The 26653-nt window shown below is 41.3% G+C and carries 25 protein-coding genes and 1 pseudogene; 9 read left to right on the forward strand and 17 right to left on the reverse strand.

Annotated elements, in window-relative coordinates:
* Positions 1-53: 53 nt before the first annotated feature.
* Together AADY36_RS00360 and AADY36_RS00365 are read left to right on the forward strand one after the other, a co-directional pair.
* The gene (locus AADY36_RS00360) at positions 54-761 is read left to right on the forward strand and encodes a sulfite exporter TauE/SafE family protein (protein ID WP_055198542.1); all 708 of its coding nucleotides are present in this window, start codon (positions 54-56) and stop codon (positions 759-761) included.
* Between the two features lie 27 nt (positions 762-788).
* Complete coding sequence (locus tag AADY36_RS00365; protein ID WP_235576229.1) at positions 789-1673, forward strand: SMP-30/gluconolactonase/LRE family protein; 885 nt, start codon at positions 789-791, stop codon at positions 1671-1673.
* Here the strand turns inward: AADY36_RS00365 and AADY36_RS00370 are convergent.
* From AADY36_RS00370 to AADY36_RS00380, 3 genes are read right to left on the reverse strand one after another with little or no spacing between them, the layout of a single operon-like run.
* Entirely contained in the window at positions 1668-2555 is an 888-nt protein-coding gene (locus AADY36_RS00370; RefSeq protein ID WP_342408361.1) for a LysR family transcriptional regulator, read from the reverse strand. The genes AADY36_RS00365 and AADY36_RS00370 overlap by 6 nt on opposite strands.
* Positions 2556-2609: 54 nt before the next feature.
* On the reverse strand, positions 2610-3476 hold the full coding sequence (locus AADY36_RS00375) for a pirin family protein (RefSeq protein ID WP_342408362.1): 867 nt from the start codon (positions 3474-3476) through the stop codon (positions 2610-2612).
* 60 nt (positions 3477-3536) lie between these two features.
* Positions 3537-3962, reverse strand: a complete 426-nt coding sequence (locus AADY36_RS00380; RefSeq protein ID WP_054562973.1) for a DoxX family protein — start codon at positions 3960-3962, stop codon at positions 3537-3539.
* A gap of 128 nt (positions 3963-4090) precedes the next feature.
* On the opposite strand from AADY36_RS00380, the gene AADY36_RS00385 reads away from it, so the two are divergent.
* On the forward strand, positions 4091-4627 hold the full coding sequence (locus tag AADY36_RS00385) for a hypothetical protein (RefSeq protein ID WP_248528775.1): 537 nt from the start codon (positions 4091-4093) through the stop codon (positions 4625-4627).
* A gap of 26 nt (positions 4628-4653) precedes the next feature.
* On the opposite strand, the gene AADY36_RS00390 is transcribed toward AADY36_RS00385, so the two are convergent.
* The 12 genes and pseudogenes from AADY36_RS00390 to AADY36_RS00445 form a co-directional block, all read right to left on the reverse strand.
* Positions 4654-5496, reverse strand: a complete 843-nt coding sequence (locus AADY36_RS00390; protein WP_054562971.1) for a DUF4198 domain-containing protein — start codon at positions 5494-5496, stop codon at positions 4654-4656.
* A 9-nt stretch (positions 5497-5505) separates the two neighbouring features.
* On the reverse strand, positions 5506-6006 hold the full coding sequence (locus tag AADY36_RS00395; RefSeq protein WP_055198551.1) for a DUF2271 domain-containing protein: 501 nt from the start codon (positions 6004-6006) through the stop codon (positions 5506-5508).
* Positions 6006-6638 (reverse strand): PepSY-associated TM helix domain-containing protein, encoded by a 633-nt coding sequence (locus AADY36_RS00400; protein WP_054562969.1) that lies wholly within the window; start codon positions 6636-6638, stop codon positions 6006-6008. The genes AADY36_RS00395 and AADY36_RS00400 overlap by 1 nt, the downstream gene beginning before the upstream one ends.
* A 196-nt stretch (positions 6639-6834) precedes the next feature.
* Positions 6835-7224: pseudogene (locus AADY36_RS00405) on the reverse strand (YbaN family protein); the annotation flags it as partial.
* On the reverse strand, positions 7224-7802 hold the full coding sequence (locus AADY36_RS00410; RefSeq protein WP_054562968.1) for a biliverdin-producing heme oxygenase: 579 nt from the start codon (positions 7800-7802) through the stop codon (positions 7224-7226). The gene AADY36_RS00410 and the pseudogene AADY36_RS00405, both read right to left, overlap by 1 nt.
* A 329-nt stretch (positions 7803-8131) precedes the next feature.
* Entirely contained in the window at positions 8132-8521 is a 390-nt protein-coding gene (locus AADY36_RS00415) for a YbaN family protein (RefSeq protein WP_342408363.1), read from the reverse strand.
* The gene (locus AADY36_RS00420; RefSeq protein ID WP_239962222.1) at positions 8518-9108 is read right to left on the reverse strand and encodes a biliverdin-producing heme oxygenase; all 591 of its coding nucleotides are present in this window, start codon (positions 9106-9108) and stop codon (positions 8518-8520) included. The genes AADY36_RS00415 and AADY36_RS00420 overlap by 4 nt, the downstream gene beginning before the upstream one ends.
* Before the next feature lie 69 nt (positions 9109-9177).
* The gene (locus AADY36_RS00425; protein ID WP_239962224.1) at positions 9178-11811 is read right to left on the reverse strand and encodes a TonB-dependent receptor plug domain-containing protein; all 2634 of its coding nucleotides are present in this window, start codon (positions 11809-11811) and stop codon (positions 9178-9180) included.
* A gap of 77 nt (positions 11812-11888) precedes the next feature.
* Positions 11889-12833 carry a FecR family protein gene (locus AADY36_RS00430; RefSeq protein WP_342408364.1) on the reverse strand — a complete coding sequence of 315 codons (945 nt, stop codon included), beginning with the start codon at positions 12831-12833 and terminating at the stop codon, positions 11889-11891.
* Between the two features lie 11 nt (positions 12834-12844).
* Complete coding sequence (locus AADY36_RS00435) at positions 12845-13315, reverse strand: RNA polymerase sigma factor (protein WP_062566333.1); 471 nt, start codon at positions 13313-13315, stop codon at positions 12845-12847.
* 155 nt (positions 13316-13470) lie between these two features.
* Complete coding sequence (locus tag AADY36_RS00440; RefSeq protein ID WP_342408365.1) at positions 13471-14790, reverse strand: porin; 1320 nt, start codon at positions 14788-14790, stop codon at positions 13471-13473.
* A 105-nt stretch (positions 14791-14895) separates the two neighbouring features.
* The gene (locus AADY36_RS00445; RefSeq protein WP_054562966.1) at positions 14896-15381 is read right to left on the reverse strand and encodes a MarR family winged helix-turn-helix transcriptional regulator; all 486 of its coding nucleotides are present in this window, start codon (positions 15379-15381) and stop codon (positions 14896-14898) included.
* A gap of 329 nt (positions 15382-15710) precedes the next feature.
* Between AADY36_RS00445 and AADY36_RS00450 the strand changes: the two genes are divergently transcribed.
* The 5 genes from AADY36_RS00450 (at position 15711) to AADY36_RS00470 (ending at position 21919) form a co-directional block, all read left to right on the forward strand.
* Positions 15711-16562, forward strand: coding sequence for a D-hexose-6-phosphate mutarotase (locus tag AADY36_RS00450; RefSeq protein ID WP_342408366.1), 852 nt, complete (start codon positions 15711-15713; stop codon positions 16560-16562).
* 68 nt (positions 16563-16630) lie between these two features.
* Complete coding sequence (locus AADY36_RS00455) at positions 16631-17164, forward strand: PH domain-containing protein (protein WP_054562964.1); 534 nt, start codon at positions 16631-16633, stop codon at positions 17162-17164.
* A complete protein-coding gene (locus AADY36_RS00460; RefSeq protein ID WP_342408367.1) occupies positions 17157-18689 on the forward strand; it encodes a PH domain-containing protein in 1533 nt (510 codons plus the stop codon). Before AADY36_RS00455 ends, AADY36_RS00460 begins: the two co-directional genes overlap by 8 nt.
* A 79-nt stretch (positions 18690-18768) precedes the next feature.
* Entirely contained in the window at positions 18769-19011 is a 243-nt protein-coding gene (locus tag AADY36_RS00465; protein WP_054562962.1) for a hypothetical protein, read from the forward strand.
* Between the two features lie 85 nt (positions 19012-19096).
* On the forward strand, positions 19097-21919 hold the full coding sequence (locus tag AADY36_RS00470; RefSeq protein WP_342408368.1) for a TolB family protein: 2823 nt from the start codon (positions 19097-19099) through the stop codon (positions 21917-21919).
* Between the two features lies 1 nt (position 21920).
* Here AADY36_RS00470 and AADY36_RS00475 read toward each other — a convergent pair whose 3' ends face one another.
* The gene (locus AADY36_RS00475) at positions 21921-23060 is read right to left on the reverse strand and encodes a tetratricopeptide repeat protein (protein WP_342408369.1); all 1140 of its coding nucleotides are present in this window, start codon (positions 23058-23060) and stop codon (positions 21921-21923) included.
* A 271-nt stretch (positions 23061-23331) separates the two neighbouring features.
* Here AADY36_RS00475 and AADY36_RS00480 point away from each other — a divergent pair, with 271 nt between their 5' ends.
* The gene (locus tag AADY36_RS00480; RefSeq protein WP_054562959.1) at positions 23332-23946 is read left to right on the forward strand and encodes a PQ-loop domain-containing transporter; all 615 of its coding nucleotides are present in this window, start codon (positions 23332-23334) and stop codon (positions 23944-23946) included.
* A 45-nt stretch (positions 23947-23991) separates the two neighbouring features.
* On the opposite strand, the gene AADY36_RS00485 is transcribed toward AADY36_RS00480, so the two are convergent.
* Entirely contained in the window at positions 23992-26502 is a 2511-nt protein-coding gene (locus AADY36_RS00485) for a zinc-dependent metalloprotease (RefSeq protein WP_285221754.1), read from the reverse strand.
* Positions 26503-26653 lie beyond the last annotated feature (151 nt).

Genomic DNA, 26653 nt, shown 5'->3' on the forward strand with positions numbered 1-26653 from the left:
AATATGGGTTGTAGAATCAACAGAGCTCATACTTAGGAAGGTGGTAAGAAAGTTTGACCGACTTTGTACTTGTTTATTTAATTCTGATTATTGGCGCTTGCCTGCAAAGTGTTATTGGCTTTGGTCTAGGCATGCTATGTGTGCCTGTGCTTTACTGGCTTATGCCAGAGCTGGTGCCTGGGCCAATGATTCTGAATGCGCTGTTTTTAACGTCGGTGTTAATGATTAAACACCGCGGCGCGATAGACATGAAACAAACAGGCATTTCCATTATTGGTGGGGCCGTAGGGGTTATTCTTGCCGCTATGGTGATGTGGTATGTCAATGCGAAGCAGTATCAACTCTTGCTAGGTGTGAGTATTTTGGTAGTGGTGGCATTATCCATCATAGGTATGAAACCGAAAATCTCCACCATTACTAGCTTACTCGCGTCAATGTCGTCGGGCTTTTTAGGTACCACAACGTCAGCCGGTGGCGCGCCAATGGGGTTACTCTATCAAGCTGAAGATAAAGACAAAATTAAAGCAAACCTGAGTGCCTTTTTTGTATTTATAAACCTGTTTGGCATTATTGTATTAATGCTGACAGGTTCTGCCGATATGGCCGATGTAAAGCTGTTCTTTTTCTGTTTACCCGCTATTTTAATTGGTTGGGGCTTGTCGTTTGTGATCAACAATAACCTCAATGAAAAGGCTATTCGCGGCATAATCTTGCTGGTTGCTGGCTTATCTGGTCTAGCACTTATTTTCATACACAGATAGAATGAGAATAGTTCAGCAGTTTGTGTAATGAAGCCTATGCTCGATGACACCATTAAAGTAATCATTTCTAGCCAATGCCAATTGGGCGAAGGTGCCTATTTTGCTAAGGCACATAACTGTTTATTTTGGGTCGATATTTTAGGGCAGCGTTTGTTTCGTTTGCAGTGTCAATCGATGCGAGTTAGCCAGTTTACTATGCCAGAACCGATTTGCTGGGTGATGGAAACCGAGCAAGCTGAATTAATCGCAGGCTTTGCCAAAGGCATTTATAAGCTCAATAGTGAAGACTTTAGCCGCGAACTTCTTTACTCAATCGATCACGAACCCTCAAAAAACCGCTTAAACGATGGTAAAACGTCTCGCCAAGGCTTTGGCTTTTTTGGCTCAATGGACTCTCAAGAGCAAACCAATAGTGGCAAGTTATACCGTTTTGGTCATGGCCAGGCTCCGACAGCAGTTGATCATGACTACACCATTAGCAATGGGCCTGCGGTAAGTAAAAATGGCCAGTTTCTATATTCTACAGACTCAGATAAACAAACAATCTACCGCTTCACTCTGAATGAGCATGGCGAGCTTGCAGATAAACAAGAGTTTATTCGCTTTACTGACAATATGGGTTTTCCTGATGGCATGACAGTTGATAGCGAAGATCATCTGTGGGTTGCTGCATGGAATGGTTATGGCGTGTATCGTTTTGCTCCAAACGGTGAGCAAGTACAGTTTATTCGCTTACCCGCACCGCGTGTTACAAGTGTCGCATTTGTAGGTGAAGAGCTCACGCATCTGGCAGTGACAACTGCGGCAGTAGGGCTAGAAGACTCAGTGCTCGCTGATTACCCTCACAGTGGTGGCGTGTTTATTCTCGAGCCGGGCGTTAAAGGTATTGCTGAAACGCCCTTGAAGCTATAGGTTTTCCATTACTTGATAACGCAACTCGCCAATAAACGAGCGTGCTGCAGGACCCAGTTTGTCACCGTCTTTAAAGAGTAAATGTAACTTAGCGCTGCGACTGCTGTTATGGGTTAAATTAAGTGCTTTCATTTGCCCTGCCGCAAGTTGTTTTTCTATCGCGACTTTTGGTAACCACGCAAAGCCCAGTCCATTACTGATAATATCAATTGAAGTGCGTAAATGAGTGACGGTCCAGCGCTGATCGGCACCTAACCAGCCACCATCTTGTTTGTGCTTATTCGCTGAATCGCGAACTACAATTTGGCGGTGTGATTTTAAATCTTCGAGGGTGATTTCACGCTCTATCTCATGCAAGGGGTGATCTGGGTGTGCTACAGCAATAAACTCGATATCACATAACTCTTCGTGAAAGTTTGCTGCAATTGGAAAGCCGGTAATAGCAATATCAACCAGATCGTTTTCGAGCAGCTCATTGCCCCCCATTAGCACAGATTCATGCAGCTCAATACGCAGTTGTGGGTATTGCGATGACGTGTCGTTAAGTACTTTATAAAGCAGTTGTTGTGGGAAAATAGCATCAACAGCAATGCGTAACTTACTTTCGATACCTTCACCCAAGGTTTGCCCAATGGCCTCAACTTTAGCAGCTTCATCAAGTAAGTAATTAGCACGGCGCAGCATCATTTCGCCGGCTTCAGTGAGCACGGTTTTGCGGCCTTGAATGCTGAATAATTTTACATCGAGTGCAGATTCAATTTTGCCAACTGCATTATGAATACTCGATTGGCTTTTATGAATACCTTGTGAGGCTTGGTTAAAGCCTCCAAATTCAACAACAGCACGAAACATGCGCCACTGTTCTAGCGTAATTCTTAGCATGATGTTCCTTTGCTTATTTAACTACCTAATAGTACCTGTAAATGCTGAAAAAGTTTACTTTTTAGGTGAGGGCAACTCAATATACTCAAGCTCATCACCGGGAATTTTAGCAAAGCGCTGTGCTTGCCAATCTTGTTTTGCTTGCTCGATGCGCTCTTTGCTGTAAGCGACAAAATTCCAGTGTAAATACGGGACTTTATTGAATTTACTGCCACCGAGTAAAATAAAGCGGCTGTGCACCAGTGTCGTTATTTCGTGTTCGCTGTCATCAAGTAGTACAAAGTCGCCTTGGGTATAGCGAGTATCACCCACACTAATTTCACCATAAATAACATACACGGCGGTTTCATGATGAGGATGCGGTTTAGTAATATGGCTGCCTTGCTCTGCTACCGTATCTACATAAAACATCGGAGAGTAGGTTTTGACAGGGGAGCTTAAGCCATAAGCATCACCGACAATGAGCCGCATCAGCACGCCTTTTTCGATTTTCTCAGGCAATTGTTGTTTTTTGATATGTTCAAAATGCGGTGCTATTTCGGTCATACTTTCAGGTAAAGCAACCCAGCATTGCAGACCATTAATGTCGTGCTCGCTCGCCCGCACTTCAAGGCTTTCTCTTTCTGAGTGAACTATACCGCGACCTGCGGTCATCCAGTTAACATCGCCGGGTTCTATTTGCAGGCTATTACCTAGCGAATCGCGATGGTAAATACTGCCAGTAAATAAATAAGTGAGCGTTGATAAGCCAATATGCGGGTGAGGCCTCACATTTATGCCTTCCCCGCGAGGAAAGTGATTTGGCCCCATGTGGTCAAAAAAGACAAATGGCCCAACCATTTTTTTGTCAAAATGAGGCAAGATGCGTTTCACATCGAGCCCACCAATATCATGGCTGGTTGCTGTTAATAACGTTGCCATATTCGCGCCCTCTTAAAAACAAATTCAGCCAACAACCTAGGTTATTGGCTGGGATAAATATTATGCCTGACTACGTTTTAACACTAGTTGATCTAGGCTGATTTTGCCTGCACCAACACTGGCTAATGCTAAAAAGCCGCCTGCCATCGCAATATTTTTGTAGAACATTAAAAATTGCATTTGATCATCAAGTTGAAAGTGGAATAACAAAGCACTAACTAGGCTGAAACCAGCAAAAGCGACAGCGGTTAGTTGTGTTAAAAAGCCGAGTAAAATAAATAATCCGCCAACAATTTCAAAGGCAATCACAAACGGCAGTAAGAACTCTGGTAAACCTACTGATGCCATGTACTGTGCTGTTGCATCAAAAAATTCTATTTTGCTAAAGCCGGTTAGTAAAAAGATGGCCGATAAACCAATACGTGCCAATAAAGTGCTAATATTTTGTAAGTGTGGTTGAGCTGAGATTAAAGTAAAAAGTTTCATAGTAGGTATCCTGTTTAGTTAAGCAGTGTGTCTGCGATGGAGTAACTATAAGTTCACTTTAAAAGAATTAAAAATTGTAAAATTAGTGTTTATCATTCTTTAAAAAAGAACATAAAAGGAGGTTGAATATGAAGTTGTTGTTATTAATAGGGTTTTGTTTTTCGGTGGCTACAAGTAGCTTGGTGTTTGCCGAACAAAATTTACCAAATAGTCGTCATTATGAGTTGCTAGCTTCAGATATTGCGGTGCAGCAAAGCTGGCAAGTTAAAGACACAATTAAAGGTTATGAGATGCTGGAATATCAAATTAACCTTAATAAAGGCACTACTTTAAAGGTTGATTTTGCTCCATCAAATTCAAGCAACTACTTTAATATTTTACCAAAAGGCAACCCAACTGCTTTGTTTGTTGGCCCGGCAAAAGGTGATCATGCCGAGATTAAAATTCCTGATAATGGCGATTATGTGATTCGGGTGTTTCTCATGCGCAATGCTGCGCGCCGTGATGAGCAAAGTGAATTTACAGCAGATATTAGCGTCGTAAAAAGTACATTAAAAGGCATGCACCCAAGCTGGGATGTCGATGGTGATGGGGTAAATGATTGCGAGAAAGACGGTAGCTGCGATCACACGGTTGACTACAGCCTTCCTCGTAAGTCGAATTAGGCCTTTGCTAAGGCCTAATCAGCATATTATTCAGGCGCTACTTCAAGCGTTGTGAACAATGAATAGCGTACGTTATCGATATCAGCCTCTGTTGGCTTTTGATTTACAGATGCTTCAATCAAATACATATCAGCGTGAGCGAATGTCACAGTAAAGAAACCTTTTTTATCGGTTGTTACTTTAACTTCGTCACGCTCATTACGGTAGCGAGCACTACCACGAACAATAGCAAGCTCAACGTCAGCAGCTGGTTTGCCATCCATTAGTAATTGGAACTTAGCTTCTTCACCAGCAAATAGATCGTTCGGGTGAGTAGGGCCTGAAATTTCTAAGCCCTGACCAAGCAATGTTGGCTTAGAAGTACCATTACGGCTTACAAATGTATCAACAGTTGCGATTGATTTTACAGTGCGCACGTCGGTTGCGCCTGCTGGTAGGTCTGCTTCTTTTTTACCTGCGAAAACACGGCCGCGATTGCCGTCTTTGTCTTTGTAGAAAGTCATTAGCATTGGCTTTTGCTGCATAGCAATATGGTAAGTACCATCTTGCGTTAAGCTCACTGCCGCTGAGTTTTTGCGTTTTAAATAGTATGCACGAATCGTTTCTTCAACCGGCTTACCATTTGGAGCAAGGGCAATTAATAAGTTGTCGTCATACTCTGCGCCTTTTTGTTTTGGGCGGTATGCTTTATCTGGGCTAAACAACTCATTAGAAATACTGGCATCGATCATCACATAGTGAGTTTTCTCACCAGATAAAGAAGTGTGAGATGGCATTAACCAACGGGCATGTGCTTGTGCATAGCCAGATGCAATTGCTGTGAAGGTCACGGCGCCGATCAGCGCCGTTTTTAATAATTTTAATTTCATTGTTTGTCCTTAATTACTGGTAATGGTAACAAAGCTAGTCGCGAACTCTTTTTCGCCTTTAATTGTGACTTTGCCGTCTTTCGTTAAGTCGATTTCAACGCGGGTGTAATCTCGGCCACCTTCTTCACGTACAACTTCAACATTTAGTAGGTAGCTACCAGGTTTAACTGGATTACCTTTTAAATCTTTACCTTGCCACTCAATGGTGTAAGTGCCTGGGCGTTTTGTTGCACCTGTTACACCATCAAAGCTGTCGTTGCTACGACCTGCTTTTCGCCACCACTGACGTAAGTCTTTAAACCATTCAGCTTTTTCGACCCAAAGTGCAATAGTGGTAACGTGTTTACGTTCAGGTGTTTCTAGCCATAACGCCACGTAAGGGCGATGATATGGAGAAACATCTAGCTCAGGTAAGGTAAATTCAACTGTTAGGTTGGGATCTTTTGCAAAGCTCAGAGGGCTGAACAAGCAGCCAATTAGTAGAGCAACGAGTAAGTGGGCTTTTTTCATTAAGATACTCCTTTAAGTTGAGGCACCCAAACTAGATAAATAACCAAAGGCGTGGCAACACCAAGCAGCGTTAACCAAAGGCCTGCGGCACGTTTTTTACGGTTTTGAAAGAGAATAAATAATCCGGTAATAGCAAACAGAATCATCAAAACAGCTGAGATATCAATCACCCAGCTCCATGCTTCGCCTGTATGGCGGCCTTTGTGTAAGTCACCAATCAGACTCATAAAGCCACCAGTTTGATAATCAATATTAAGTTCACCGGTTTGAAAATCGATTTCGGCGTAGGCAAAGCCAGCCGGAAGCGGGTAGTCGAGCATTACCAAGGCATCTTCTTTTTCCCACTCAATACTTTTTACATTGCTGAGTGAAAACTGCTGTTGCATGTATAGCTCTATTTCAGGGTAAAGGCTTGGTAATGTGTCGAGGTTTGCTTGTGCTTTTTCGAATAGCTCTGCAGAAACAAGTAGTTGGTTCTGACCATTATGTTTATCATTTTCGAGCCAACTAACGTGGTTAAGAATGATGCCACTGACACAAAATAAAATAAGCAAAAAGAATAAGGCCGTTGAAAGGTATATGTGTAAGGCGCGGCTAACGCTATAAAAGCTGCGTTTGTTAAATGAGAACATAATGCGGTTTATTCGTTAAAGATACAAATATGATAATGATTTGCATTACTGATAACAAGCAGGTTTACGTTCTTTACATTTCTTTGTGCTAGAAATGAATAGCGAGGTAAGCCATAACAGCTAGTTGCGAACTGAGAAAACAAGCAAGCAACATCAAGCGCATCTGTGTGGTTATATTAACTTGAATTAGGGTTGGTTTATTTGGCTCAGATGGGCGGTTAATTAAATAGGCTAATACGCTCAATTCAATCACTGCTACTAAATACATCACCCAAATTGGCGCGGCACTTAGTAGTAAAAAAGCATATCCGATAGCCATACCAAAACCTGCTAATAACTTAGCACGGGTAGGGACAACCTTATGCTCTTGCCAAAACCTTAACGGTTGGCCGTATCTGGGGTGGTTTAGCAGCCAGGCAGAAAGCTTGGGTGATGAGCGGGTAAAGCACGCCAATGCGAGTATAAAAAAGATAGTCGTAGGCATCACAGGTAATGCAATACCTATGATACCTAAACCCACCATCAATAACCCGAGTAATTGATAGCAGCCATTTTTATAGGCGGTAAACGCCGCTCTCACATTCATCAATAAAACTGGGCCTGATAAAACTTAAATCGTTGCAGTGCTTGCTCGGCACCTTTTATCAAGGTGGCTTGTTGCTGTTCACAGAGCTCAAGGTTATCAATAAGATGACTTAGTTGACAGTCTTTAGAGTATTCACTGGCTTTAGCAAGGTAGCGTGCACCACGTTGATTATTTAACTTTAGCTCAGCTTCTACCTGTTTGCCTAATGTAGCTGCAGAAAATTGCGATCCTTCAATTACATACAGCCAACCAAGTACATAGGCAAAGTCAGCATTTTGAAAGCGGCAGGGTTGCTGATGATGATTTGGTAATGGGTGCTTTAAATCGTCTAAGTCCTGCTTGATTAAAGATAATCGCGTACGATCATGTAAGTTATCTATATATTGATGTAAACCAGCATGCTCGTAGAGGCCTTTTAATTCTAACTGGTAAGCATACTGTAAGGTTAAAAACTTTTTATAGTTATCTAAATCAGCACTAGGCGCTAGCGCTAATAAATGATGATCAATATCATCGGTTATGATGCTTATCGCTTGTTTTAGCTTTTCAGCTCGAGAAAGTAGCTCGAGTATTGGCATGAATATGTTCCTCAGCAACGTCTTTAGAGTAAATGCACGGGGTAGTTGATGTTGTCATAGGGTTATACCCATAATTTCTAAGTGATAATCAAGCAAAGCTGCTATACAGCTTTTAACAATAAACCGGGCTTGGAATGGTGCTATATAATAATGATTTTCATTTGTATAGCCAGAAAATGTTTTTACTAAAGGTACAGATCGGACCTGAATATTCTTTCTTTTGTGTTTGTAACGTTTTATCAATACTCCAAAGCTACATTATTAAAAAGTAAAAAAGCATGGAGGTTTTTGACTGTGAAGTTTAGTTCCAACATGCTTTATAGCATGTACTAAGCGATACTTGATGGTCGTGTAAGGATATATGTCACAATAAGAATCTTTATAAAACCAATCATGAAAACCAGCCATAGAGCGGGTTGTGCAAAGGCTAATAATGAGAAACTAAAACATATACACGTTACTGCCATGAGCTTTGCTTTGACAGGTATTACTTTGTTTTCTTGCCATAAACGCAATGTTAATCCAAAGCGAGGGTGGTTAAGTAACTGCTTTGCATGTGTTGGTGAAGCATGACTAAAGCACACTAGGGCAAGTATAAAAAAAATCGTTGTTGGCATAATAGGCAAAGCCATACCTACAACTCCTAGAGCTACTAAAGTAAACCCACTTAGTTTTAGTGCGGTTTGTTTGTACCTTATTAGTCGAAGGTTAAATTTCATGAATACACTTGGCTTTGAAATTGTTGAAAGCGTGTAAAGGCTTGGCGAGCACCTTCAATTAGAGCAGCTTCTTGGGCTTGTGTTAGCTCTAACGTGTCTATTAGTTGTGTGAGTTCTCGCCATGCACTTCCTCGACCTGCTCCAGGTCCTTTCAAATATCGAGCGCCATGGTTAGCATTAAAGTTTAGCTGTGCCTCTACTTGCTTACCAAGCATAGCAGCTCCAACTTTTGAGCCCTCAACAACATAGAGCCAACCTAAAGCGGTAGCAAAATCTGTCTCATGGGTGATAGAAGGTTCTAAAGTGGTTTCTGGTAATGCGTATTTCAGGTCTTGAAAGTCCTGTTCTAATAAAGACAAGCGACGACGTGCGATTAGATCATTTATATGCTTAGCAAGTTCTGGGTGTTCGTATAATGCACTGACATCTTTCAAGAAGTTGTACTGTAAACTTAAAAATAATAGATAGCTGCTTGTATCGGCAAATGGGTTTTGGGCCATGATGCTTTTATCGACATTATTGTGCACATCAGTCGTTGCTGTTTTTAGTGCTTGAGATCGCGAATGTTCAGTAATGGTAAGAGACATGTTTACTCCATAGTTAAATCACATTGCAGTGAAAAATGATCGCTGCAATGTATAAGGTAAAATAAGAACTTAAAGTTTGATTTCTAGGCCAAGAGTAATGGTCTTTCCAGGCTCGGGCATGGCGACAATAGAACCCGTTGAAACTTTATATTGGTCAGTTAGATTAGTTACAGATGCATAGCCACTCAGGCTTTCGTTGAACGTGTAATCAAGGTAAAAATCTAATTGATAACCAGATGGGATATACTCAAGTGCATCAACACCTGTTGATGATAAGAAGCCGCCAGGGTGGCGCTTATCGGTATGCTTTTTATAAATAAAACCTGTATCTAATGAATCATCAAACAAGGTTGCACCGATATTGACGATGTAACTCTTTTCTGGAGGAATTCGCAACGGGGTTAAACTGCCTAAAAAGCCTTCACTATTACAACGTTCAGCACCGCCAATATCTGCCAATTCATTTGAACACATCTCTACGTCTTGGTAATTGATCATTGATGCAGATGCATAGAGGTACTGACTTTTATAATCTAGTTTTAACTCGATACCTGGAAGGGTGAATGAGTCATAGTTTGTAAATGCATAGGTGCGTTGCCAAGAATACGCTTCAGGATCCTTGTTGGGTAGGTTCGCCGTAGCAAGCATATCTTTTATTTCAGTGTGGAATAGGCTGAAATTGAAAGTAAAGTTATCATTGGTTGCGATGATGTCACTAAATGTGCTTTCAATATTCAATTCGTATGAATTTGTTCGCTCAGGAGTAATTGGGTAGCCGGGTGAGAAAGAAAACACCTCATTAGAAACGGTTCCCTCGTATAAACTCGGCATTCGATATGCCTTACTATACTTAGCAGATACAAATGTGTTGCCAATCAGAAGATATGAAGCTTGCAAGGTTAAATCTAGTTTAGCATCAAAGTCATGCTCTAATTCAGCTTGGCGGTCTTCAATTTTGGCATCATGAAGGTTCATGTTTAGTAGTAGTTCTAAGTCATTAAAATCTAATTGCGCATTAGCAAAAAAGCTATTTGAGGTTCGCTTACCATCACGTGATGTAGGGTATTTTGTATAGAAGGTGTCTTCATAACCTTCTTTTGGTTTTAATTCTTCAGACTGCCACGCGTAGCCAGTGGTCAAGGTTGTAGGGATCTGGCTGGCAATTTTAAAGCTTGATACATTATAAGCACTAAAGCCTGAACGAGTATTTGCATACTGGTGGGTATATTGTAATGCGTTTGAACCTAGGTTGCTTGCCAATGCATTGTATTGATCTAATTTTGCATGCGTGTTCCAAAGGTTCAATTTCAAATCGATAAGCGAGTTGTTCGTTGGTAAGTAGTGGTAAATAGCACTGATACTATTTACATGTGCTGTACCAAGTTGCCATTGTGGCATTGCCTCTTCACCTGCACGAATTTCTTCCCATGAGCCGTCAGGTAGGCGGCGGTAATCACCTTCTTCATATTTATGCCAATAAGAAGCGAGCATTTCCCCAGCGGCTTGTTGATGATGGCGGGTATTGACTTCGAGAGTGTGTTCATCGGTAAACTCATAGCTAAATTTAGCTAAGTAAGATTCACTTTCAAAGCTCGTATTAACGACTTCTGCGCCAGGTGATACCGGAGGGTGAATTTCAAAAGTACTCAGCCAACCCTCAACAACTTCAACAAAATCTTCATAACCATTACTACCAGCAAAGTAGTTGCCGACCTTTTTGTCACTAAAAGCAAATACTGCGCTGAAGTCATCATTTTTATAAGCTGTAGCTAAAACCATTGACCCGTTTTCAAAGTCTGTAGTGTTATGGCTTGGCGCTACTTGGTAATACTCTTGCTCTACAGGGTCATCACTTACTTTTGGCATAGAGTTGTTGTTGTATGTTTTTAGTTTTACTAATGCGCCTAAATTTTGACCTTCCTTTAAAATATCAGCAGGATTTAAAGTGCTCATACTGACTGTGCCACCGATAGCGCCTGCGCTAAATGGTGAGGCTTTTGCCGCAGGGCCTTTTTCGACATTCACTGTACTGATCAGGTCTGAGTCAATGTAAGTGCGATCAGAGGTGCCCATATAACCGCGGTTAGTGTGAGTAGACTGTAAGCTACCATCAATAAAAATGGGAACTCGGCCTTCACCCTGGACGCCTCGGATGCCCACGTCTAATGCACCTGCTTCGTTACGAATATTATTCGCCTCAATTCCTGAGAAAGTTGAAAAAATATCAGAGTTTGAGAGGCCGCTTGTGCGGTCCATCTCTGCTCGAGTTATTTTTAATTGCGTACCTTTTACTACGATAACTTCTATATCTTTTTGTTTTTCTGTTAAATCATTAGAGACAGCGCTGTCTTTATCGGTAGTAGAAGAGGTTGAGTTTATTGAATTGGTCGACTTTATAACAATACTGTTATCGATTACTTCTGCACGAATAGCTGTATTTTTAAGAGCGACTTCTAAAGCATCATATACTGATTTTTGGCCATGTATTGAAGGAGCGACAATACCTTCTAATATTTTTGCATCAGCAATAAGGTTCATGTTCGCTTGCTGTGCTAGTTGGTTTAGTGAGTTACTTAATGATTGCTCAGCAATGTTAAAATTAAATACCGCTCTATCTTGAGCGGCAAGGGGAGCGCTTAGGGCTAACCCAAGTGCAAATGCCAAAGGTGATAATTTAGTGGTTAAAGAGTAAGGGGTTTTCATTCATTTACATCCAAGTAATTAACTAACTAAAATGAAAACGAATGAGAATGAGAATCCCTCAATAAAAACTTTAAAAATTATAGTTTGTTTATAATTATCTGATCTTTTTCTGTTTTTACTTCAACAGGAACTACATGGGGTAATAATTTTAAAAAATTATCCAATTCTGAGGCATTAAATGTTCCAGACAAAGGTAGTTGGCTCAATTCATTGCTGGCAAATTTAAATTCTCTGTCATGGTATCGGTTGAACTCTACAAAAACTTCATTGAGAGGTGTGTTGTCAAAAATTAGTCGCCCATGTTGCCATGCATCAATAAGAGTTGGGTTAATATTTTCAACAGAGATACCTTGCTCATTAACATAAGCTTGCTGACCTTGTATTAGTTCAACAGTATGCTGATTACTTTGAACCTTGACTCTACCATGCGAGACGCGAATGCGTGTGTTTAATGGTTTTTTATCGACTGTAAACCTAGTACCTAACACGGTTATTTTAGTGGTATCTGTATTGACGATAAATGGTCGCTTGGGGTTTGTCGTAACATCAAATAAGGCTCGCCCTTTTACTAAGGTATTAGAGCGAATGTGCTCATTAAAATTAATGTTTAGGTTTGTTTGTGCATCTAAATATAGCTTAGAGCCTTCTGGTAGGTTTACTTCAAGCTGCTCACCAACTGCTGAGCTATATTGAGCACTGTAATCGCTGCTTTCAGTATGAGGCAATAATGTGAAACTGATCAGGCTTATCATGAATATCGCTAAGCATGCTGCTGTTGCCATCCATACATTTGCTTGTGAAAAACGAAAGACTTTTGATGTAGATAGGTTCTCGATTTCTTGTTCTGAAAACTGTGCTAACAAGCCGTCTATTTGTTTACTTTCTTCGAAAATAGTCTTGTGATCAGGGTTTAGTGAAAGCCAGTACTGAAATTGCTCTTCTTGTTCTGTAGTAAAGCCACACTTTTGCTGTTCTAGCCACTTATTTGCTTGCTCTTGCAATAATGCTTGCTGACGGTCCATTGTATACTTTCCTATTTTCTATTCAGTGTTTCACGGCATAACATCATGGCTGTTGCTAGGTGCTTTTCAACCATACTAACAGAAATGTTCATTTGCGATGCAATTTGATGTTGGCTAAGATTTTTAAACTTATAAAGTACAAAGGCTTGTTTTGTTTTTTGCGGCAGCTGTTCAATGCATTGGTAAAGTTGCTTGAGTTGTTGCTGTGCCGCGAGTTTTGATTCTGGCTCAAAGTCAGCGGGAGCAATAAGATCTAGTTCAACCTCTTCGGTTACTTTTCGCTTTTTACGATACTGATCAATAACAATGTTTTTTGCTGTAGTAAAAAATAGGGCACGCTGCTGGGTTGAATCATGATTTGGATTGTTTTTCTTATGATTCAGTATCCTTAAGTAGGCTTCTTGTACAATGTTTTGCGCCTTTTCTTTACAGCCAACGGAGCGTGAAATGTAATTTAAAACTTCAGCGTAATAGCGTTCCAAAAGTCACCTTTTTAGGTAATTTAAAAAGGAAAAGGATACTAGCTGCCAGTCAATTAAATGGCAATAGTTTTCGTTTGCATTTGTGGCTGGTTTGAGGTGTGACAAATAGCCCAGCGCAAGGCTGGGCTAAATAGATGTATGGAGCAATAGGGTTACTAAAAGTAATAACCTATATTGATATTGAAGCGGGTTTCAGTCTCGTCGCTGTCGCCAGCAATTGAACCACCAACAAATGGTTGGTTTTTCGCTTGTACAAAATCAAAGTAAGTGAATAAGCCACCTGCGGCAACAGATACACCGGTTACATTCATCCATGTATCTTCGCTGTTATCTGACTTGTCATAAATGATGCCGTAGTCATTATAAAACTGCAGGTCTGTTACCGGACCCCACTCTACAGGCAGGCTGTAAGCGATATTAGCATTAGTCATGGTCGCTTCTGCGGCAATACTATCGTAAAACGCATAAGCACCCACGGCCATACGGTCGACGTTGTCGATATCGTAGTTATACTCACCATGCTGTAGCTGGAAATTCCATGGACCGATAGTACTGTTTAAGTGCACAGCCCAGGCGTAGTAATCGCCGGCTTTATCTTCACCGTCATGCAAGCCACCCGATAACGCAGAAACACCTAGCTCGGTGGTGCCGCCGTCATGCTCAAAGTGATAACCATAACGACCAGAGAAGGTGTTGTACTCACCAATCGCATTGGTTGGTTCGGCATAGATACCTTCATCAGCAGAGCGGAAACCGACAACATCGTATGAATAGCGGTCGCTTCTGTCGCTTACGTAACCATCAACGCCACCTAGCTCATCATTTTTGAAAAAGCCAAGGTCAATTTGCCAGTTATCAGCAATTTTGCGCTTGAATAACACACCTAAATCATGGTCATCTTCAAGACCAATATAGTAAGTAGTGCCAAAGAAGTAGTTGTGTGAGTTATAAGGCCAGTTACCAAAAGGCACTTTGGTAATACCTGCCTGTACCTGCCAGTCTTCGGCAAAGTCATAGGCTGCATAGGCATACTTAACTGCAGTCATGTAATCGAAAAAACGGATCTCAGCGTTAAGCTGCACATCACCGACATCGCCTGCAAAATTTAGCCTGAAGATGTCAAAATCGAAGTCACCACCGCGGTTTTTATTACCATCGTTATAAGATGTATGGCTGAAGTTGGTACGTACTGCACCCCCGACCTTAATGCCAGATTCTTTTTTAGGAGCTTCAACAGCCGCTGTTTGCTGCTCAAGTTGCTTTTGTTGCTTTGCTACTTGTGCATCAATTTGCGCTTGTTTTTCGGCTTGTTGCTGCGATTTTTCTTCGGCAGCATCAAGTTTGCTTTGCAGTTGTTGCATTTGCTGTTTCAGCAATTGCAGCTGCTTTTGAAGGTCATCAATTTCAGATGCCTGACTAAGACTTGAAGTTGTGCCCAAGGCTATTGCGAGGGCTAACTTTGATAGTTTAAGCATGAATTTTCGCTAGTGTTGGAATGGGTACTACCAAGCATAGTTGATAATCATGCTGAACCCAAGACTAGACACAGAAAATTAATATTAATCAATCAGTTTTAATTTTTACTGTGGTTCTAATGTCTTGGTGATTGCGCCAACTTCAAGCAGAGGTGAAGCATCAAGCTGATCTGCATCCATCATTGCGGCAATACGTTGCATTGATGAAAGTAGTAAGCTTTGCTCCCACTCATCGAGTGCTGAGAACTTTTCAATGAAGTGTTCTTGCAGAGGCTGAGGTGCTTGATCTAGTAGCTGTTTACCCGCTTCTGTGAGATGCAAACTAACTCGGCGTTTATCTAATTGGCTACGTACACGAGTGATCAGGTTACGGTTTTCTATACGGTCTAAGATATTAGTAACCGTCGCTGGGCTTAGATTTACATTTTGTGCAATGCGACTAGCGGTTATGCCATCGGTTTGTGCAACCTCGTTCATAATCAGTAATTGTGGGCCTGTTAAGCCAGAGGTTTTATTGAGCTGTTTTGAATGAAGGTCGATGGCTCTGATCACTTTACGCAGCGACACTAGTAGCTCGTCATACTTTTGCATGTTTCTGTCTCTTAAATAAGGCGGCGTGGAGCAACCGCAATCAAAAAATTTTACACATCTAATAAATTGAGTTCAAATAAATAATGACTATATTGCTTATAATTTATGGCCATAAAGGTTGTTTTTGTGCTTTTAAAATAATTAGAGCAGAAATTAAAAAGCAAAAGTTAAAATTTAGATGGAGTAATTGTTGTTAACACTTAAAATGTAGCTACGAGGTGACACCATCACTTTGTAGTAAAACAATTTATACAAATAACTAAATATTATTTACTAAAAGCCACTGCATTGGGTAAGGTGGATTTTTCTTTCATTAAATGGGACGAATTATGAAGTTATCGCCATCAGTTACGATTGAGCAAAGTGAAACCGGGCTTGAATTTATTAAAGTTGCTAGTGAGTTTTGTAGCGCAACTATTTTTCTGCAAGGTGCGCAGATCACTGAGTTCACGCCAACCGATAAAAAGCCATTATTATGGGTCTCAGAATTAGAAGATTACCAAGAAGGCAAAGGTGTGCGAGGCGGTATTCCGATTTGTTGGCCATGGTTCGGAGTAAGCCAACATGAAGGCTGGCCAGCTCATGGTGTTGCTCGCACAAGTTTATGGCGCGCTGAAGAAGTGAAAGAACAAGACGATTCTATTTATATCAGCTTGTCATTGCCGATGGCGCAAGTTGATGAAAAGTATTGGCCTTATAAAACTAAGTTATTGGCTGAGTTTATTTTAACCTCTAGCTTAGAGATGCGTTTAACAACCACGAACTTAGATAACCAAACAGTACAGTTTACTCAAGCACTACACACGTACTTCCCAACACCAGCAATTGAAGAAACAAAAGTAGATGGTCTGCAAGGCGCGAAATACATTGAATTTGCTGAAGGTCCATTTGAGCAAAATGAATTAGTGTCGTTCGCACGTGAAACAGACATGGTTTACACCGAAGCAAAAGACACTCAGCGTATCATTACACCTGATGGCATTATTGAAGTAGGTCGCGAAAATTCAACATCGTGTGTTCTTTGGAATCCATGGATTGATAAATCAAAACGCCTTTCTAATTTTGCTGATGAAGAATACCACGTAATGCTGTGCTTAGAAGCGGCTAATGTCCTTGATGATAGTGTTGAACTTGCACCAGGATCAAGCCACACACTTGCAACAAAACTACGCTGGGTATAATTTATAACATATAACAACTCAGTGTTAGCACGTAAGGCCAGCACAGCTGGCCTTTACAAGGAATTACCGTGTTTAGTAATCAACAAATAGAAACCCTTCCAAAGCATCAAACGATTCAATTCCAACCACTTGCTGATAATGCGATATGGCATGTACAACTAAATTGGTTGTTGTTTTATGTGCCTCTGATGGCCGTGATCATTGCGGTACGGCACTTTAATCCTGCCGTTAGCGAAGCTATTGCTACACCTTGGCTTTTGGTTTTGCCATTGTTGGTAATACTGTCGATGGTTTACAACCTTTACAGCGTTCGTGCTAAAGGGGTGGCAGTAAGAGAGCATGATATTGCCTTTAAGCGAGGTTTAATTTGGCAACAAATCACTTTATTGCCTATTTCTCGCGTGCAACACACCGAAATTCATCGCGGCCCAATTGAGCGAAAGTTAGGACTCGCAACACTCAGGCTTTACAGTGCGGGTGGTATGAGTGCTGATTTACATATCAGTGGGTTAACTGACGAACAATGCAATGATGTTCGCCAGTTCGTGCAAAGTTATGGTGATAATGCAGCAACTCAAGAAAATGAGCTTGCCGATGAGTGATCAACAATGGCAACGCGTGTCGCCATGGGCGCTACTGTATTTTATTGTTCACTTTGCACTGCGCTTCATAAAAGATGGGCTACTTAATTTACTGCCAATTTTGGTGTTATTTGTTACGCAAGTTGAGCAAAAGCTGTTTTGGGGGCAAATAGCTGTTGCCGTAGCCTCTTTAGTTTTAGTGCTGTATGCCTTTGCTTATTATCGTAATTTTAAATACCGCATAACAGATGGTCATGAAATACTGCTCAATAAAGGGGTATTTAAAAAAGAGCGGCTAACCCTAAAATTTGCTCGAGTACAGAACGTAAACATTGCCGAGCCTTTTTATTTTCAGCCAGTTAATTTAGTTAATTGTATTTTCGATGCCGCCGGTAGTAGTGCTCAAGAAGCTGTTATCCCGGGAGTTAAGCTTAGCTATGCCGAGCAAGTTCGTGAACAAGTTATGGAATTTAAGGCTCAGTTACAACAGCAAGAGCAGCTACCTGTTGAGCAGAGCGAAGCAACAGATAAACCGAAAACCTTAACGATCAGCAATGCTGAAATTGCTAAGTTTGGTTTGATGTCGAACATGGCAATTTTAGCATTGGCTGCGCTTGCCCCATTTATGAATGTGATTTTTGAGTACCTCGAAAAAACTATCATAAACCGCCTAGAGGCCATACTGAATGAGCAAGCTGCTTTTGTTGGTAGCGCAGCTGCAATCGCTGTGTTAATTATGGTTGTTGCCATTGTTTTATGTGCCATTTTACTTTCTGTTGTCATGGCCTTAGTGCGCTTTTTTAACTTTCAGCTGTATTTTCAGGACGATAAGTTTAAGCGTGTGGCAGGTTTATTTGAGCGACAGCAACTCTCGATCAGCGTGTCGAAAATTCAAAGTGTGCAAATCAAACAAAATATTATTGCTAGGTTCCTTAATCGCTATACCTTAATTTGCCCACAAGTGAGTAGTGGTGGGATGGCAGCTGGAGTTGCGGCACATAAAAATAAACAAACGCTAGTGATGCCAGTAATCACCAAAGAGCAAGTGCAAGCCGTGTGTGGCTGGTTATTTCCATGGTTTGTTGATTTAACAGAGCTTAACTTTATTAAGCCTGAGCGAGCTTTACTTTATAAAAATACGTTTTTATATGTGATCCTGCCAACTGTATTTTCTGCTTTAATTTTCAACGCCTTATTTGATGCTGCTACGATGCTGTGGAGCATTGTCGTGGGCTTAGTTTTGATGACCGGTGTGTTTTTGAATTATCAAAAAACGGGTTTGGCTATGTATCAACATGACGGCCGTTTTTTTGCCGTATTTAAAACCGGCATGCTGGGTGTGCAGTATCGTGTTTTTGAAATCTATAAAGCGCAAAGCGTCACCACAATAAGCACTTATTTAATGCGCCGATCACAGCTTAAAAGCTTGTATATACAACTGGCTTCTGGTTCAGTATCAATGCCTTACTTGAAAGCAGAGCTGGCTGAGCAGTTTGCTGATTTCGCCCTATATGAAATAGAAGGCGTTGAGCGGAATTGGCTTTAAATGAAAACAATTCTCAATATCATTGACTCATTTTAATATCGAGGTATACTAGCGCAACGTCAATAATCACGGGTGCGCAATGATTTATTTACTACCTATTTTAGCTATTTCAGGTGTTGTTGCCTTACTTTGTTATGCACGTTCGCAGCAGGAGTGTAAGGGCTTATGTGTGAGTGTTGCCGTTACAGCAATTGCTTTACTCGTAACCGCAGCTTTAGTCATTGCGGGGCTCGGTGCATTAAGAAGTAGCCTGATGTTTGCCGTGACTATTTTTATTATTTATCAATTACTCGGTTTAGTACGGCCGCTAAAAATCGAGTAATTTCTTACACTTTTTAACTTCAGCCTTTTAAAAAAGCATCGCATACTAGCTCTTAAATTAAGCAACTTGCTAATCAAGGATTGTGATGAAAAAAGCTCTGTTAACTGTGGCATTACTTGCTGCTAGCCACGCTTCAAGCCAAGAGACTTGGCAAACTATTCATACCGAGCACTTTAATGTGCACTTTAGTACTGAGAATCAGCAATGGGCCCGTTCAGCGGCAACAGAGCTTGAAATTGTTCGCGATAAGGTACTAAAACAGCAAAACCGTGCTCTTGATGAAGTGGTCGATGTTCTGGTTTTTGACCCATTTAACGCCTCCAATGGCTTTGCTTTGCCGGTGACTAACAAGCCTTTAATGGCTTTGTTTACTACGCCTCCACAATCCGATACGGTGATTTCTAACACCGATGGCTGGCAGCAGTTATTGATTTTGCACGAATATATTCATTTGGTGCACCTTGCACAGCCTACTCGAAGTGACGTGCGCCAAGCTATTCGTAATAGTTGGGATATTTACGACTTAGTTGATGGCGAAATGCCGCGCTGGGCTGCAGAAGGGTATGCAACGCTACTTGAATCGAAAATGACAGGGCGGGGTCGTTTGTACGATAACCTTTCAGAGGCAATACTGGTTGAATTTGCCCAGCAAGGTACATTGCCACGATATAGCCAATTAAGTAGTACCGAAGGGGGCTATTTAGCTGGCTCAATGGCATATTTAATAGGTTCTCGCTTTCTTGCTTGGCTTGAAGAGAACTATTCAGCGCAAACTCTTGATGCAGTTTGGACTCGCATGCAAGCGGTTAAAGCACGTGATTTTAATGAGGCCTTTAGCGGCGTTTTTGGCGACTCACCTGAGCGCCTCTACCGCCGTTTTATTGCAGAATATACTTATAAAGCAATGGCTAAAGAAGTAAGTGAGCAAGCACTTACAAGTAAGCTATGGTTGGAGCTTGATCTATACGCCTCGAACCCTGTTTTAAGTTTAGATAACAGTAAGCTTGCCATTGTTGAGCGCAACAAAGGTGACGAAACCCGTTTAGTCATTTATAGCACTGATGACAATCAACAGGCTGCTGATGATTTTGCAAAGCAGCAACAAGCGTTACTCGATGATGACCCTGCTGATATTGCTGATAAAGCCCCCAGTGTTTTTAAGCGTAAGCAAAAACATGTGCTTCACCAAATTAATCGGCAGGGTATAAAAAACCCGCAGTGGTTAGATGAAAATACATTGTTTTTCACCGCCACAACAACTGTTGCTAAAGGCTCAATTCAAGGTATTTCTGATTTATACCGTTATGATATCGACACAGGTAAAGTGAGCGCTTTGACCCATCATGCAGGGCTGCGCCGCTTTAGTATCAGTGAAAACGGGCAAACGGTTTATGCTGAGCAAACGAAGCATGGTTTCTCGGAGCTAGTGCGCCTTGACCTCAATACTGGTGTCGCTACGGCTTTATTTGAGAAAAGCCTAGAAACGGTTTATGACTATCCATTACTAAGCCCTAATAAAACACAACTTGCCTATTTAAAAGCGACATTGAATGCTAATTGGCAGTTGTATATACAAGATTTAGGTTCCCAAAAATCACTTACTGTGCCAATGCCAGAGGGCTATCAGTATGTGTCACAACCTAATTGGCAAGCCGATGGCAAAGGGCTTTATTTTGTCGCTGGTAAAAATAAAGCTCTCGATTTATATCATTATGATATACAAAGCAATTCACTACGCCAATTAACGCAAGGCCAAGAAGCTGTTGCACACCCAATGGCAATGAATAACGGTGAACTTTTGTATTTATCGATCACTGCTGAAGGGCCGAATATCAAGCATTTTGCTGAGCAACCACAAGGATTAAAGATTGTTGAATTTGCTAAAAGTGCAGCGCCACCACGAGGGCAAGTAACGAGCGAAGTATTACCTGAGGCTAAAATCTACCCGCAAAGCCCAACTGAGCCAGCCGATTATGATATTTGGCAGCAAAAACCCACCTTTTCATTGGCATCTCAGTATTACTCGGCATCATCTTCGCTGCTTACCCTTGGGGTCAAAAGTAACGACTTTTTAAAGCAGCTTGATTTACAAGCAGGCTACAGTGCTGATTTACATGACAAAGCATTAGAAGGGGTGTTTGCGGCCGCTAAGTACTCAGCGTTTGATTTAAAATTTAAAGCACTGTTATTTGATTACGACCTTGAATCAGCAAAACAGTACCATTCACAAATACCGGTGAATATAAGTAATACTGGGGCGCATTTAGCCATGAGCTACCCGTTGCAGTTTCAGCAGCTCAGTATTACACCGAGTTTGAGCTATAACTACAGTGATTTTAGTAACGGGGATGATCAATGGTTAACCCTTGGACTTGAACAAAAATGGCAACATGATAGACAGCGATATGGTTTTGCTCAGTCTGTGAGTGCTCAGTGGTTATCCGGTGATGCTAACTCGAATAATTGGCAAGGCTATAACCTTGCCACCGTATTGAGCGGTTATGCTTTTGATATTCCTGTTTATGTTAATTTTACACAGCAATATCGCGATGACAGTATTCTTGCTCTTGGCGGTTATGAGTCAAACTTAATTAATAATGACACGCAAAGCGGCTTTGTTGTCGCTCCTGAGTTGCCGTTTATTAGTCAATCAGGTAACCGCTATAAAGGTTATGGCGGGGGCATTAGTTACAAAGATTCATTACCTTGGCTTTATTACCAACAGCATCAAGTTGATAACCGAGTCTATGCACAAAGTTACGGGCTAAAATGGCGAGGAGACTTTAGCTTTGGTATGGGGCCCGCTGGTTTAAATGATGTAAATCTTGATTTTGGCGTCGCCAAGGTAGAAGGCGACGACTTTGAAAATGATTTACGGACTTGGCTAAGCTTCTATTACTCGTTATAGCCTAGTGTTGGTCTTTTAAGGCGAAAAGCTTGGCGTGATATAGCGCCAGTTTTTCGTCTTTATTCTCTATCTCAATGGCTTTTTCTAACCATTCCTTACTACTTTGTTCATTACCTTGCTGAAAACTAATAATCGCTAATTCTATATAGGGTTCAGATAAATAAGGGGCTAATGCAATAGCGTCTTCGAGTTGTTGTTTTGCCTTAAAAAGCTTGCCATTGTTACGGGCGTTAATTGCCGTTGCCAGTAACTCGAATGGATCCTGCTCTAGCATCGCTAACTGTGAATTGAGCTGCTCAGCCAAAACTTGATCATTAAGTTGCTCGGCCAGCACTGCGTAATTATGTAGTAAATTTGTATCGCTAAAGCCATGCTGCATTGCTGTTTGATAAATATGTTTTGCTCCAGCTAAATCACCCGCTTGGCGATGTAAAACGGCAGCTAGATTATAAAGTGCTGCTGCATTTGGGGTGTATTCATTGGCTTTTAATATATAACTATAGCTTAAGTCGAATTGTTTCAAGGCCAGTGCTTTTGCAGCCAAGTTACTGTAATAACGGCTAATTAAATCTTTTAATTCAGCGCGGCCAGAGTAAAAACTACCACGAGCAGGGAAGTAATCGATGACTGTGCCTGGTGGCACCAAGTAATTATCGTCCTCATTTAAAGGGGCGTAGACTTTGGTGCGAAAATGGCCCGATACATACACGATGTTATTTTGTTTACTATAAACTGGCTCACTGGAGACCGCTTGAAAGCCTGTTTGAAGTCCTGCTAGTTGAGCATAAGCATGGGTTAAAATTGCTAAGCTAATACAGTTACCTTGATGACCTTGAAGAGTCTGCTGGGCATTGAGTGTGGCGCTAAAGTAATTAAAATTGGTGAGCTTATTTTCTAAATAGTGATATAGGATTTGGTCATCCCTTAAATCACCACCTTGACGTTTAGTAAAATAATTAAGAAAACGTTTCTGCTCATCTGCAGGGAGCGTAAAAAGCTCAGGGTCGCTAAGTTCAACGTGTTTAAAATGTGCTGCATTGAGTAAGCTGGCCACACTCGGTGGTGGCGTCGGTTGTTGTTTTGTACTCTTGCATCCAACTAAAAAAGTACTTAATACAAGCGCATATAAAATTGACTTCATGGCTTAACCCTCCTGAGCACTATTTAATCAATGTACCCAGATCACATTAATTATTCAAGTCAGTCGTTAGTGTCATCAGCTGTAAACAGCTTGTACGGATATCTTGCCAATAGACTGTTGTTTATTTTTTATTCTTTATTGCATTCTAAAGCGCTCTCATTACAATGCCGCGCTCTTTTAAATTGCTTTAAAAACAGGTGTTTACTGTAATTTCATGGGCGATTTATAAACTGCTAACTTATTAACTAAATTGTAACGAGAGAGGTCTGTTTTGGCGCACTTTTTGCCGATTATTTCATGCTTTATTTTAGCGTTTAGCTTTTATCCGCTTTTAAATAAGATCCGTAAAAATCGCAGTGTGTCGGGCGTTTCGCTGTTAATGATGAGCTTTGGTGTCGCGCAAAGTTTATATTTCATCACCTTTAACCTGTTTTTTCAGCGTTTTTACATGGTTTTGCCGTTTGTTGTTACCGGCATGCTAAGTGGTGTGATTCTTTACTACTTTGTTCGTTACAACGCTGCGCGAAAGCAACGCATGCAGCTAGCTGGGTTATTAGCCATGTCGGTCGTGCCTTTTGGTTTGTTGCTTAACCCTCATTATGAAACAGCAATGGTGCTTAACTGGCTAACCTATGTAGGTTTAGTCATGAGCTCTATTCGTGTGATGCCGCAGACTTATAAAACCATTAAAAGTGGTGATATTAGTAATTTAAGTGCGCGCTACTTTAGCCTACAGTTTGTTGCTGGAAGCTGCGGCCTCGCTGCCGAACTTGCTATGGCGACACCGAGTGTGTCTCACATCTTAACCTTTGTGATGATATTACTGACTAATGCCGCACAACTAGGGTGTATTCAGTATTATAAATCGCGCCCAGCAATGGCTTAAAAACAAAAAGGCTGCCAAGTGGCAGCCTTTTTTGTGTTGTTTTACTTATGCTTCGAGGGCCTTACTAATTAAGCGATCGATATATTGCTTATGGGCTTTAGCTGCGGTGTCTGCACCCCAAGGTACGCTCATATCAGCAATTTGATTTAATTGATAAAGCGCGGCAGCTTTGGCTAGGTTATCGTGCTTACTCGCTTTACCTAAACCAGCAATCGCGATTAGCTGATTCACATATTCAATTTGTAGATTGTGACTTAGGGTATTTGCTTTTTTGCTGTCTACAAAAATGCTTGCTGTTAAGTCATTCATAAATTGGTTAAGTGAATACTCGTTGCCATACATTGCGCTGTCTGAAATACGCAGCATAACAGCCGGGTGTAACAACTGAGCAAGTACCAGCTTTTGCATGCCTAAAATCATGCCATGTGGTTTAGGATCTTCGTTCTTACCATAATGATTAAAGCCACGACGTTGCTGTAGCAGGTAGTTATACAGTGGCTGCATGCTCGAAAGTACATTTGGCGAGAATACTTTGTCGGCTAATACTTGCATTGCATGTTGCTGGCGCTCAAGTGGCACTGGCGTAAATGGTGCGCCATTTTTGTCATCACCCACCACATTACGTTCTACATAAACACCACCAATTTGACGAGATACCACGCCTGCTTGTGTTCTGTAGCTTCTAAATAAAATGTTCGCTGAGGTAACCAGCTGTTGGTATGACTCACCATTAACCGTGGCTTTGTCTTTAAGTTCAGTAAACAGCTTATTGATAAGCTCCATACGATCATCAGCATATGCGGCAGGGTTAGATGACATATCGCCAATCATTACACGAGGGTCAATATGGCGGCCTGGGGCACGCATATCATCAGCATCATTACCAAACGCTAAAGCATGCTCAGATGAGCGAGCGAGAATTTTTTCAAGGCGTTGCTGCTCAGCGGCTTTATCTGCTAATGCTTGGCTGTAGCCGTATTCAATTGCCCAATCATCGTAAGGGCCTGGTTTTGTTTGGAAGATATCACCTTGCTGCATACCAATAGGGGCAATGTTTGCTGGTGCATAGTCCATAACTGAACCCGTTACGATACCCTGCGTTTTACTCTTATCGTGAACTTCTTTTTCATCCCACAAGATAGATGATTTCATATTGTGGTTAAGACCTAGGGTATGGCCCACTTCGTGTAAAACTAGCTGAGTTAAGCCTTGGCGTAAAATCTCTTTGTCTTCAATGCTCGCACCTGTGCCTAAGCCTTTAGCAAGTAGCATGTTTTCTTGAATGCTGTGGCCCAGTGAGCAATGTAAATCTGTGTTGCTTTGGCTAGTTTCAAGCGTGGCTGCACCTTGAGTGTATAAGGTGTCGTACATCCAACGGTTTTTCATGAAAACATACTCTAACATGATGTCAGAGCCTAAGATTTCACCGGTTAATGGGTTCGCAAGGGCAGGGCCATAACCGCCAAATGGAGGGCGCGGTGATGCAGTCCAACGCAATACATTGTAGTTAATATCGCCCGCATCCCAATCGGCGTCATCAGGTTGTACTTTTACTTCGATGGCATTTTTAAAGCCTGCTTTTTCAAATGAGCTATTCCATGCTAGTACTGCATCACGAATAGTGTCTCGCCACTCAACTGGCGTAGTATTTTCAATCCACCAAGTAATCGGTTTAACTGGCTCTGAAAGTGCAGCTGATGGGTCTTTCTTTTGTAAGTCCCAGCGCTTGATGACATCTTCATAAGGTGCCCAATCCGCTGATGTCATATTGTCGAATTCGTTAGTAAAATAACCAATACGTGCGTCATCTTGGCGAGCTTGATAATCATTTTTTGGTAACGCAACGAATGAATGCTGGACTTTAATTGAAACGTTACGAGGATCGCTTACGGCTTTTGAACCTCGTACTGTTGGGTTGGCATTAGAAAATACATAATCCACTACAACATCTAGGTTATTTGGGTAAGGGCGTTGTTTAACGATTCGCGATTTTTTGTCGTTTAACTTACCAAGTTTAAAGCGCTTGCTGGCATTTTTATCTTTTGGGTTCGCCCACGGTGATACTTTATGCAGTGCTTCACTTAAAAAGAGCTTATCAACATTAAAAGCAATTTTACCGTCTTCTTCTTTTTCGATTTTAATACTCGCAAGCACAGCTTCGCTGATGTTGGCATCGGCAGAGCGTGCTAAGGCTGAGTTTTCATCAAATTTATAGCGCGGTGTTTTGCTAATAATATCAATGCGGTCAAAATATTTACGAAACTCAATTAGCTTTGTCTCGCGATATGCCCCTCTGAAGTGGCCTGCGTCAGTAACACCATCAACGGTGTGAGCAAAGTACACAAATGGTGTATCAAGTTGAGATTGGTCGATCACCATTAAGTTATCGCCGGTTTTCGCATCTTGGTAAATGCTGAAAACACCGGCAAACTCGCTTTTATCTTTGATCATTTCAGCCAGTGTTTTTGGCTTCTTTTCTTCTTTCTTTGTTTCGGCGGCGTGGCCATTCATGGCAAACGCTAAGCTTAGTGCCAGCGCAATGTTTGTTATTTTCATTGTTAACTCGTTCCTTTAATTATTTCTCAATCAAGTTTAATGAATTAACCCCTTGATAAAAGGCTGTTTGTTAACAAGTGTGAAGGTGGTTTTGTAAGTTTTTGATATTATGTGACTTTTGTTTGTAACAAATTGTTCTTAGATAAGTTTT

It is taken from the genome of Pseudoalteromonas sp. D15MCD-2 (assembly GCF_038562745.1).
GTDB lineage: Bacteria > Pseudomonadota > Gammaproteobacteria > Enterobacterales > Alteromonadaceae > Pseudoalteromonas.